General features: G+C 63.3%; 8 protein-coding genes and 2 pseudogenes. 2 read left to right on the plus strand and 8 right to left on the minus strand.

What is annotated here, in order from left to right:
• Positions 1-152 precede the first annotated feature (152 nt).
• From EOA27_RS08985 to EOA27_RS09005, 6 genes and pseudogenes are all read right to left on the minus strand, one after another.
• Positions 153-778: pseudogene (locus tag EOA27_RS08985) on the minus strand (phospholipid methyltransferase).
• Complete coding sequence (locus EOA27_RS08990; RefSeq protein WP_126078790.1) at positions 772-1,413, minus strand: VTT domain-containing protein; 642 nt, start codon at positions 1,411-1,413, stop codon at positions 772-774. Before EOA27_RS08990 ends, EOA27_RS08985 begins: the two are co-directional and overlap by 7 nt.
• A 3-nt stretch (positions 1,414-1,416) precedes the next feature.
• The gene (locus EOA27_RS08995) at positions 1,417-2,184 is read right to left on the minus strand and encodes an SDR family oxidoreductase (protein ID WP_348526525.1); all 768 of its coding nucleotides are present in this window, start codon (positions 2,182-2,184) and stop codon (positions 1,417-1,419) included.
• 23 nt (positions 2,185-2,207) lie between these two features.
• The gene (locus EOA27_RS43130; RefSeq protein WP_348526526.1) at positions 2,208-2,381 is read right to left on the minus strand and encodes a hypothetical protein; all 174 of its coding nucleotides are present in this window, start codon (positions 2,379-2,381) and stop codon (positions 2,208-2,210) included.
• 20 nt (positions 2,382-2,401) lie between these two features.
• Positions 2,402-2,770 carry a DUF1330 domain-containing protein gene (locus EOA27_RS09000; RefSeq protein ID WP_126078791.1) on the minus strand — a complete coding sequence of 123 codons (369 nt, stop codon included), beginning with the start codon at positions 2,768-2,770 and terminating at the stop codon, positions 2,402-2,404.
• 490 nt (positions 2,771-3,260) lie between these two features.
• Positions 3,261-4,184: an AraC family transcriptional regulator gene (locus EOA27_RS09005; RefSeq protein ID WP_126083506.1), complete on the minus strand. Its 924-nt coding sequence runs from the start codon at positions 4,182-4,184 to the stop codon at positions 3,261-3,263.
• Between the two features lie 163 nt (positions 4,185-4,347).
• Between EOA27_RS09005 and EOA27_RS09010 the strand changes: the two genes are divergently transcribed.
• Together EOA27_RS09010 and EOA27_RS09015 are read left to right on the plus strand one after the other, a co-directional pair.
• Entirely contained in the window at positions 4,348-5,664 is a 1,317-nt protein-coding gene (locus EOA27_RS09010) for an MFS transporter (RefSeq protein WP_126078792.1), read from the plus strand.
• A 106-nt stretch (positions 5,665-5,770) separates the two neighbouring features.
• Positions 5,771-6,599 (plus strand): annotated as a pseudogene (locus EOA27_RS09015) (SDR family oxidoreductase).
• Positions 6,600-6,860: 261 nt separating this feature from the next.
• On the opposite strand, the gene EOA27_RS09020 reads toward EOA27_RS09015, so the two are convergent.
• Both EOA27_RS09020 and EOA27_RS09025 read right to left on the minus strand, forming a co-directional pair.
• Positions 6,861-8,570, minus strand: coding sequence for an SEL1-like repeat protein (locus EOA27_RS09020; protein WP_126078793.1), 1,710 nt, complete (start codon positions 8,568-8,570; stop codon positions 6,861-6,863).
• A gap of 1 nt (position 8,571) precedes the next feature.
• Positions 8,572-9,978 carry an HlyD family type I secretion periplasmic adaptor subunit gene (locus tag EOA27_RS09025; protein ID WP_126078794.1) on the minus strand — a complete coding sequence of 469 codons (1,407 nt, stop codon included), beginning with the start codon at positions 9,976-9,978 and terminating at the stop codon, positions 8,572-8,574.
• Between the last annotated feature and the right edge of the window lie 101 nt (positions 9,979-10,079).

Here is a 10,079-nt window from a genome sequence, read left to right on the forward strand (position 1 = left end):
GCATGGCGATCCGCGCCCGTGATGGAGCAGATCGCGCTGAGCTCGCAGCCGTCGCGGAAATCGCCCTGTCTGGCTGGGACCATATCACCACTACGATTGGTCATGGGATCCAGCGCAAGGCTTGATCCTCGTGGCAACTATGGGCTGCCGTGTCAGCGATTGTCCGCCGTCGTGGGACGTACCCGGATTTCGGGGACACGCGGAGTCTTACGACGCTGAATGCGGTAGACGGCGGCAGGAGGCAAGTTTGCGAAGGTGCCGCCCAGATAGCTGGCCTCGAGGCCCAGCGGTCGAGCAGCGGTCGCGATACCGGACAGCGCGGGCCATATGTGAACTGATAAAACGCACCGTTCGCGCGAAGATGCGCGAAGGCTCCTTGCAGGATGGAATAGACCGCTCGCGGTGGCATCGACAAAAGCGGCAGGCCGCTGATCACGGCCCCTGCCGGGCTGTCACCAAAAAGCTCGATGTCGCGCAAGCGCGCCGCATCCATGCACAAGATCTTTGCGCGCGGGAAATCGGCGCTCAGCTTCGCGGCAAACTCGGCTCCCAATTCGATGAGCGCGAGGTTTTCTTCGGCGATCCCACGCCCTAACAGAGCGCGCGTGAACACGCCCGTTCCGGGACCGAGCTCGAGCACCGGTCCGGTCGCCGGGGAAATCTCCGACACGATCAAGGCCGCGAGCGCCCGTCCGGATGGTGTCACGGCCGCAACCCTGAGCGGTTCTGATAGCCATGCCCGGAAGAACTGAAGGGTCTCTGATGACCTGTTCAGCATGCTCGATCCTCGGAGGAAGTCCGGCGCCAATTGCTTCGCCCGAACAGCCGCCAGACCAGCATGGACAACGTCTCCACGCCAAGAACCAGGAGCAGGAGCTTAAGCGCGAAGGCAGATGCGTTGACGTCGGGGATCGACCGTGCGGCCGTGTAGCCCGCGGCGAGGAACGTGCCATTCCATAGCGCGACACCCAGCAGAGTGCCGGCGGCAAAGCGCCACGTGTCCAGGCGAACAACGGCAGCGGCCAGCGGCGCTACGAAGCGGACTGTAGGCACGATCTGGGCAATCAGGGACAGGCCCCTTCCGCGCGCTCGAAAGGAGGTCAGCATACCGTCGATGCGCGTCGATGGCTGACCCAGGAGTCGCCCGGTTCCATACAGGAGCTTGGCGGACACACCCTGTCCGACTGTCCGGACGACCAGAAACAGTGCAATACTGGCGACTACACTAGCGCAGGTAGTCATGATGAAAGCGGCGGGCAGCGACCAACTTCCTCCGGCCGCGGCCATGCCGATTGCAACCAGCAAGCCATGTGAAGGCAGAGCCGGGATGAAGCGTTCAGCCAGTCCGGCAGCGAACAAACCGAGCATCCCGTAAAAAGCGATCCAGTCGACGAGGCTTGCGAGCGGGTCCATCCGTCAGGCCTCCTGGATCGGAATGGCATGAAGAGGCGTCGTCGCTGCAGCGCCGAAATCGACGTCTGCCAGATTTTCCGAGACATCCCAAAGCCGGCGGGTGACATGCGGTTCCAATGCGGCCGCCGGAATTGCCGCCTCGCTCGGATAGCCGCGTGTCTCCGAAAGCCTGTCGGGACCGTAGTACCTGCCGCCGCGAGCATCAGGTGAGGTCGCCGCGAACAATGTGGGCAGTGCTCCCAGTGCCGCGGGCTGAAACAGAAACCACAAAACCGATCGCAAAAGGCCCTGGGCACTGTATCGCCCCGGTGCGTTGTGAAGAAGATCGGTTCGCGAAATCCCGGGATGGGCAGCAATACTCGTCAGGCCCCAGCCGGCTTCGTCGCTGCGGCGCTGAAGTTCGAGCGCGAACATCAGGCAGGCGAGCTTGGACTGCGCGTAGACGGGCATTGGCTGATAAGCCTTTTCGGCCTGAAGATCATCGAAATTGATAGCTGCATTCCGGCGCGCGGCGATACTGGACAGCGTGATCACACGAGGATCCCGCCCACGCCTGAGCAAAGGCAAAAGATGCGCACTCAGCGCGAAGTGGCCGAGATAGTTGGTCCCGAACTGAAGCTCGAAGCCATCCGCCGTGGTCTGGCGTTGCGGCGGCGTCATGACGGCGGCATTGTTGATCAGGGTGTCGATCCGCTCCCGGCTCTCGCGCAAGCGGTGGCCGAATGCGGCGACCGAGGCCAAATCTGCGAGATCAACAGGCTCGAAGCTCACGCTTGCCTGTCGCACCGACTGTCTTATGCGGGCAACGGCCTCATTTCCCTTGCGAGGTTTCGCCCGGCGATAATGACGTCGCCGCCGGCGCGCGCAAGCGCAAGTGCATCCTGGAAGCCGAGGCCACCGGTGCCCGTGACGACGATAGTCCTGCCGTTCTGGGACGGCATGTCCTGGGTGGTCCAATTCTTTCGCATCCGGAATCCTTTCGTTGCCTCTAGAAGGAAACCGTCTGGAGAGGCTGCAACACGGCCTCCGCAAGCGCCGCCTCGCGCATCGGTGCCGCCTTGTCCCGGTGGTCGGCATCCCTCGCCAAATCGGCAAATGCCTGCCGATTGGGGTAGCGGACGAGAGCAACCCCGTCCCAGGCCTGTCCGGGCTCTGCCGAAAGAGCCGTGAGGCCATTGCCTACATAGACTATCTCCGCTCCGAAACGAGCGACGATAGGTGTGGCGACAGCGAGGTAGTCCGCGTATCGCTCCCTGCCGCCGTCCTCTCGGAACCGCAGGAGATTCAACATGACGATGGCTTGTCCGTCGTCCTCTTTCAGGAAGCTATCGAGTGCATCTTCAATGAGTGTAAGCATACCAAGCTCGGATCTGGGGTCATTGACAGGTTCGGCCTGACGCTGCCGTTCGGGCATCAGTGCCGAACCGGCAACGCGCAGGTGGCGACCGGAAATCCAAGCTAAAGAGAGTGCCCGATGATCAGAATATCCGAACCTTCAAGAAACTTGCCTGTTCCTGCAGATGGGGGATACCTTCGGAAGGTCAGGTGCAGCTTTGGCCGCACAGACGACTGGAGGCCCACATGACGTCGGTCCGTCTGGCCGCCGTCAATGCGTAGATCGAGGATTACCCGCAGTCCTGGTTTTCCAGCCCGTTGTGCGGACTGTCTATCAATCCCTGCGGGACAAGCTGATGTTAAGCCCGCGCTTGGCGTAGGACCCGCAGCTAGCTGGAGGACATCGCCCGACAGCTCCGAGATGCCGCGCAACTTGACAAGCGATCAGACCACCAAAAGAGCTGCTCCTGGCAGTTGCCGGGAGCAGTCCCTCTCAGCACAAAGTGAGACAGCTACGCCGTCTGCACCCTGCGACCGACATATTCGCTATACATGCGCTGCTGATTCATGACGTCACGCTTCGGAGCAACGCCAAACATCCGGGAATATTCGCGGCTGAACTGGGACGCGCTCTCGTAGCCGACCTGATAGGCGGCGTCGGCGACGCTTGCATCTTCCATCACCATCAGGCGTCGCGCCTCGAGAAGGCGCAACTGCTTCTGGAACTGCAGCGGCGTCATCGAAGTCATCGCCTTGAAGTGCTGATGGAACGACGAAAGGCTCATTCGCGCCACTTCCGCCAATTCCTCCATACGCAGCGTCCGGGCGATATCTTCGTGCATGAGGTGGAGGGTTTTCGCGATCCGCGCAGCGTTCGACTCAGGCTCAGCCAACTTGCAGAGTTCACCGCCGTTCGGGCCGGTCAGGAGCCAGTAGCAGATCTCGCGCATGACGGACGGAAAAAGGATCGGGACCGCCTTGGGCGTGTCACACATCCGCAGAAGGCGAAGAACACACTCGGCCAGAGGGTCATCGACCTGCCGCACGAACAGGCATGGACCGGAGTTGGCGGGGGGCGCCGGCGGCGCTTCGAGCTGCTCCAGCACGTCGCGGATCATCGCCACGTCCAGTTCAAGCGTTAAACCGGTATACGGTGCATCGGGACTTGCCTCGACGATGTGCCCAGTCGCCGGCAGCGTCATGCCGACCGCCAGACACTCCATCGCGCCATAGCGAAGCGTGTCCTCCCCGAGGATGATTTCCTTCGCCCCCTGGAGCACGATGCAGATCGACGGCTTGTAAACCTGCCGCATCCGCATTCTCTCCTTGAATGAACGGACGATATTGAAGCTGTCGATCGGCGTCGGGAACACGCCCTGCCCACCGCCCTGGGCCTCGATATAGGCGGTGATTGCCCCGAACAGCGATGGCGGCACACGCACCTCCGGAGGGTTGCGAGGCCAGCGCAGCACATGGCCCTCAATTGACAACCTATCGTCGCCTGCAGGATTGGGCAAGTTTTTTGAGGCTTCCGGCATTCTGATCATCAGACACTCCATCTAGCTTGAGGATGCGAACCAAGCGAGGAGTGCGTGGAACATGACAGAAGCCGCTGCGCGGTCAATAGACATACAGCGAAATTTTCCGCTCCTATCAGAGAATCGCTCAAATCAATATGTGCGCGGTTGGCGCGTGGTCGCGATTTTCATGGCACTGCTTCTTATTAATGCTTTCTCACAGATCGACAGAATACTTCCCTTCATCCTTGCTGAATCTATAAAGTCGGACCTCGGGTTGAGCGACACCCAGATGGGCCTACTTACAGGTCTCGCCTTCGCAGTCTGCTATTCGCTGCTGTCGTTGCCTCTCGCCCGGGCTTCAGATCGCGGATCGCCTCGCTTCGTCTTGGTTTCGTGCATTCTGCTCTGGAGCGCGATGACGGCGCTTGGCGGGTTTGCCGCAAGCTTTCTGCTGCTGGCGCTCGCGCGTTTCGGCGTCGCGTTCGGAGAAGCCGGCGCTGTGCCTGCCGGCCATGCCTTGATCGCCAGAAAGATCCGGCCCGAGCGCCGGGGCCTGGCGATCGGTCTTTTCGCGATGGGCATCCCACTCGGCACCATGGTCGGCTTCGCCGCCGGCGGGGCGATCGGCGATACGCTAGGATGGCGCACGGCCATGATCGGCGCCGGAGCGATCGGCGGGCTGATCGCCCTGTTGGCATTGGTTATCGTGGGGCCGACCCCGAAGCTCGATCGCACGGTCGCAAATAGCGAACCTTTCGTAGAATCCAGTCTCCGATTGTTGGCGTCCCCGGCGTTTCGCTGGCTGTTCATCGGCGCCATTTTCCTCGGCTTCGCCGCGACACCCTTCTACGCCTTCTCCGCTCCGTTTCTCATCCGCACGCACGGGTTTAGCGCGAGCGAGGTGGGACTGGCCTTTGGCCTCTTGCAGGGCCTGATGGGTATTATCGGCACGCTCCTGGGCGGACGCTGGTTCGACCGCGCGGTGAGCTCAGGCACTGGAAGGGTGCTCGGACCGCCTGCCATTCTCCTCCTGATCGCCAGCGCAACCACAAGTGCAGCCTTGTTCGCGCCGGCCGGTTGGTTGTCGATCGCCCTGTTGGTGCCGGGAATGCTGTCCTTCTCGTTCATGCTGCCATGGGCCTTCGGCGCTGCCCATCTCGTGGCCGGCGAGGATAAGCAAGCGCAGGCGTCCAGCCTCGTGATGATCGGCTCCGGCCTTCTTGGGCCGGCGCTCGGGCCTCTCATCGTCGGCATGGTCAGCGACGCGGTGGCAACTGCGCAGGGGCCCAATGGCCTTGGCTTTGGGCTGCTGGTCGTCCCGATCGCTAGCGTCCTGACAGGCATCGCCTTGCTGGTCGCAAACCGGCGCATTGCCGCCTCGCTGGGAAGGCGGTGACTCTCATCTCCTCCCGACCGGCCGACAAGCCCTGGCCCGCGAATCGCCGGGCGTGGCCGCAAATATCGCAAAGCAAACCACTCGTATCGACAAAGGGACCGTCGAAATGTCCAATGCTGACAGCTCACGCCGCGCCTTCATGGCCCTCGCGGCCGCCGCTCCTGTGGCTCTCGCCCTGGCAAGCACGGCTTCGGCGCAGGCAGCCATGGGCAGCCCAGCCGCTCTCCCAGGCGCCGGCAGGGCGGCCGTCGTCACCGGCTCGTCGCCAGGCATCGGCGCTGCCACCGCCATGCGTCTGGCGCGCGATGGTTTTGCCGTCACCGTTAACTACCTCACGAACCGGGAACTCGCCGCCCGCGGGGGGGCGCGCCATCGCTCGCCAGGCCGACGTCGCCGATCCCGCAGCGGTCAAGGCTCTTTTCGACGCCAACGACCAAGCGTTCGGGGGCGTCGATGTGGTGGTCAACAACGCTGGTGTCATGAACGTCGGCCCCTTCGCCCAGATGACGGACGCGGCCTTCGACCGAATGATGGCCACCAATGTCAAAGGCAGCTTCAACGTGCTGCGCGAAGCGGCGCGACGTACGCGTGACGGCGGCCGGATCATCAGCCTGGCCTCAAGCATCATCAAGACGCCACCTCCAGGTACGGGCGCGTATGCCGCCACAAAAAGCGCCCAGGTGCTCTTTTCCAGCGTCCTTGCGAAGGAACTGGCCGGTCGCAACATCTCGGTCAACGCAGTGGCGCCCGGCGCCGTCGACACGCAACTCCTCCGTCAGCACGGCGAAGAAGCGCTTCGCGGAATTCCCGAACAAACCCCCCTCGGTCGCCTGGGCCTGCCGGAAGACATCGCCAGCGTCATCGCGCTTCTCTGCTCGCAGGACGGTGCCTGGATCGACGCTCAAACCGTATTCGCGAATGGCGGGTTGGGGTGACGGAAAACCGCCTGCTGATTGCAAACTGGCGCATCGCCGCGTCGCTAGGATGGACCGCGGGGCAGTGGTCGTCTGCTTTCCGGCGATGGCAAAGCCGGGCTCAACGGCTGAAATAGGCGCAAAGCTGCCGTTACGCTACTTTTGTTGCTTTGCGGCAAGAAGCTGCCCATCAGCCGCAAATGGGGGCGGCGTCCAGCCCTAAGCCGGAATGGTCAACTGCTGCCGATAGAGTTTGGGTGCTTCTAGCCAGGCATACCTCTGCTATGCCCCGGCAAGCTCATCAGAGGCTTCCTCGACACCGCGTGCAGCAGCCCGTTCGAGCCAAATGCGAGCAGCAGCCGGGTCTTGATCGCCGGCAATGCCCCTGGAGAGATAGCGGCCAAGCATGAGTTGGGCATGTCCGTGGCCCCTTTCGGCGGCGGCTGCAAACCACTTCTGCGCCGCTTTGTAGTCGAGCGACACGCCCTGCCCGGTCTCATACAATGCGCCGATCGCGAACATCGCCCCGGCATGGCCTGCGGCGGCGGCTTGCTTGAAGAGATGTGCCGCGGCTATCAAAGAGCGTTCTCCGCCGCGGCCGTTGTAGAGCATTTCGGCAAGAGCCACCTGCGCATCGACGATGCCTGCCCCGGCCGCCCGCTCAAACCAGAGGCGGGCCTCCCTCTGGTCGGCCGCCATGCCCCGACCATCCTGTAGCATTCGGGCATACATGTATTGCGCCTCGGCCACGCCCTCGGCCGCGCGGGCTATCCAATGCGCTGCGCGCTCTTGATCCTTGCGCACACCAAGCCCGTTGGCGAAGCAGAGACCGAGATTGAACGCAGCGACCAGGTCGCCCGATGACGCACTTGCCCCGAACCATCCAGCTACGCTGATTTCATCATCTGGTTCGCCCCCACCGTCAAGAACCAGGTTTGCGAGATCAACCTGGGATTCACGATTGCCGCTGGCGGCGGCGGCACGCAGCAAGCGTGCACCTTCCTCGGCGTCCTTAGCCACGCCATTGCCCGACAGATAGAGCGATGCCAAGGCCCGGGCGGCCGGTTGGTGGCCCGCATCCGCGGCCCGCCGGTACCACGTCGCGGCCTCGGCATAGTCCCGCTGGGGGTTGCCGGCATAGAGTTCGCCGACGCGATAAGCGGCATCGACATTTCCCGTCAGCGCGGCGCGGCGCATCCAGGCTTCCCCAGCGACGGCATCCTGATCCACCAGGCTACCCTCGATCAGGGCTAGCGCGAGCCGGAATTGAGCGGATGCGTGCCCATTCTCTGCGGCCTCTCGATAGAGTCTCTGAGCCGCTTCCAGATCGACGGGCACGCCCACTCCGTGCTCGCTGAGGATGGCAAGCAGATAGAGCGCAGTCGGCAGGCCGGCATCCGCGGCGCGCCGGACCTCGGCGGCAATCCTGGCTCGCTGCTCCGGTTGCCGCAGCCGGGCCAAGGAAAGGGCAAAGCCGAGGCATCCTTCAGGACAGCCGGCCGCCGCGGACTTCTCGTACCAGCCATGCGCTGCATCGAGATCGCGCATCGCCTTGGGCCCTTTGCTCAGGATGTAGCCAATTAGTGCCTGCCCTGTTGCAGAGCCCGCCTCAGAGGCCTTCCGCGCGAGTTCGAGCGCTGCCGTGAAGTCCGACTCTCGCGAGGAATCCCGTTCGAACAAGCCTTCGGAACCTGATTCCTTGCCTGCAAGCCCTGCTATGCACAGCGCGGCAAGCAGCGCCTGCGCATCGGGACTGCCGCGATTGGCCGCTCGCCGCAGCCAACGCGCCCCTTCCGAGTGGCTCGGCGGGACGCCGGTGCCCTCCAAGTAGCAACGGCCGACCCGATATTGTGCCTCCACAATGCCGGCGCCTGCCGCGATAGCCATCAGCGCAAATGCCTCCGCAAGCCTGCCGCTGTCGGAAAGCTGGATCGCCCGGCGAAGCGCCAGCGCGGGACGGAAGCGTCCAGTCAGGCGGTCGAGGATAGCCATCCTAGGGCTCCCGCATCGCTTCCTGTCCAATCGGCAGCATGGCGCCAAGCATGTATTTCAGCACGGTACGCCGGCCGACCTTGACATCGGCGGTGACAGGCATGCCGGGGCTGATCGCGAAACCAGCTGGCAGGCTGTGGAGGGCGACATCGTCGATCGAGATCTGCGTGCGATAGAATTGATCGGTATCCGCCGGAAGCATGGCCAGCGAGCTGTTTGGATCGCGTGCCTGCTCCCTGGCCGAGAATGAATCCGGGCTGACTGTGCGAACAGTGCCGTGAGCCACGCCATATTGCGAATAGGGGAAGGTATCGAATTTGATGGCCACGGGATCGCCGACATGGACGAAGCCGCTGCTGCGTCCGACGATGTTGGTCTCGACCTCAAGCACCGCATCGGCGGGAACCAGCGTGATCAAGCGCTCGCCGGACTGCAGGACCGCGCCGACGGAAACCTTGGCCACCGATTGAACCGTGGCGTCGGCCTCGCTTTTCAACTCCACCAACTGCTTGCGCAGCTTCGCCTTGTTGAAAAGCTCGCGGGCATCCGACATGCGCGAGTGGGCTTCCGACAGGCTCTGCGAGACGTCGGCACGCCAGCTTTGAATGTAGCCGTTGCGCTCTGCATCGACCGCTGCCTGCTGGCGCTTGGCGGCCTCGGTCGTCTGCACGGCGTTGGCGAGCGATCGTGACATCTCCGCCGAATTGTCCTCGGCGAGAAGCGTGTTGAGACGGCTCCCAACCTGTCTTTCTTCGAGTTGCTGGCGCATCTTTTCGATCGACGCTGCGACGGCGAGCCGCTGCCGATAGCCGTCTGCATCGGACTGGGAGCGCGAGATGACGGAGCTCAACTCGTCACGCTGCCGGTCGAAGCTTTCCAGCTTGGCATCGTAGACCGCCTTGCGCCGATCGAAGATCGAGGCCTGCAATGTCCAGCTTGGGTCTAGTCCATCATAGCTGAACGGCTTGCCGTCGGCTTCCGCCCTCAGGCGCGCCACTTCGGCTTCGAGCGTGGCGACCTGGGTGGCCAGCGCGGTAAGGTCCGCCGAGGCGAAGGTGGCATCGAGGCGCGCCAGCAACTGGCCCGCCTTCACACGCTGCCCCTCGCGCACCTCGATCGAGCGGACGATCGCAGTCTCCAAGGGCTGGACGACGATGTTGGGCGATTGCGAGACTACCAGCCCCCGTGTTGTGACAACCTGGTCGACAGGGATCAGCGCTGCGAGCGCGATCAAGGCGACGACCATGCTGGAGATGATCCAGACGATGCTGCGTGCGACCCGTGGAATGGGCGCGTTGACGACCGCCGTCGATGGCCACTGGAATTCGAGGATGGCAGGCGCCGTCGGATCGCCGGCCTCTCGCCGGCGCCGGCGGACAGGAAGGGTTGAATAGGTTGTGCTGCTCATGGCCGGCCCAATCTAAGCAAGCCTGGGCGGAACGGCCGCCAAGCGGCCGTGCCGACCGTCAAGATGTCGGTTTTGCTGCAGCCAAAGCTGGCGGTAGAGTG

Source organism: Mesorhizobium sp. M2A.F.Ca.ET.037.01.1.1 (assembly GCF_003998075.1).
Classification (GTDB): Bacteria; Pseudomonadota; Alphaproteobacteria; order Rhizobiales; family Rhizobiaceae; genus Mesorhizobium.

Bases quoted from the DNA above. Each gene is read 5' to 3' on its own strand.
- EOA27_RS08990 (WP_126078790.1), bottom strand. From the start codon at position 1,413: ATGGACCCGCTCGCAAGCCTCGTCGACTGGATCGCTTTTTACGGGATG.
- EOA27_RS43130 (WP_348526526.1), bottom strand. From the start codon at position 2,381: ATGCGAAAGAATTGGACCACCCAGGACATGCCGTCCCAGAACGGCAGG.
- EOA27_RS09000 (WP_126078791.1), bottom strand. From the start codon at position 2,770: ATGCTTACACTCATTGAAGATGCACTCGATAGCTTCCTGAAAGAGGAC.
- EOA27_RS09010 (WP_126078792.1), top strand. From the start codon at position 4,348: ATGACAGAAGCCGCTGCGCGGTCAATAGACATACAGCGAAATTTTCCG.
- EOA27_RS09020 (WP_126078793.1), bottom strand. From the start codon at position 8,570: ATGGCTATCCTCGACCGCCTGACTGGACGCTTCCGTCCCGCGCTGGCG.
- EOA27_RS09025 (WP_126078794.1), bottom strand. From the start codon at position 9,978: ATGAGCAGCACAACCTATTCAACCCTTCCTGTCCGCCGGCGCCGGCGA.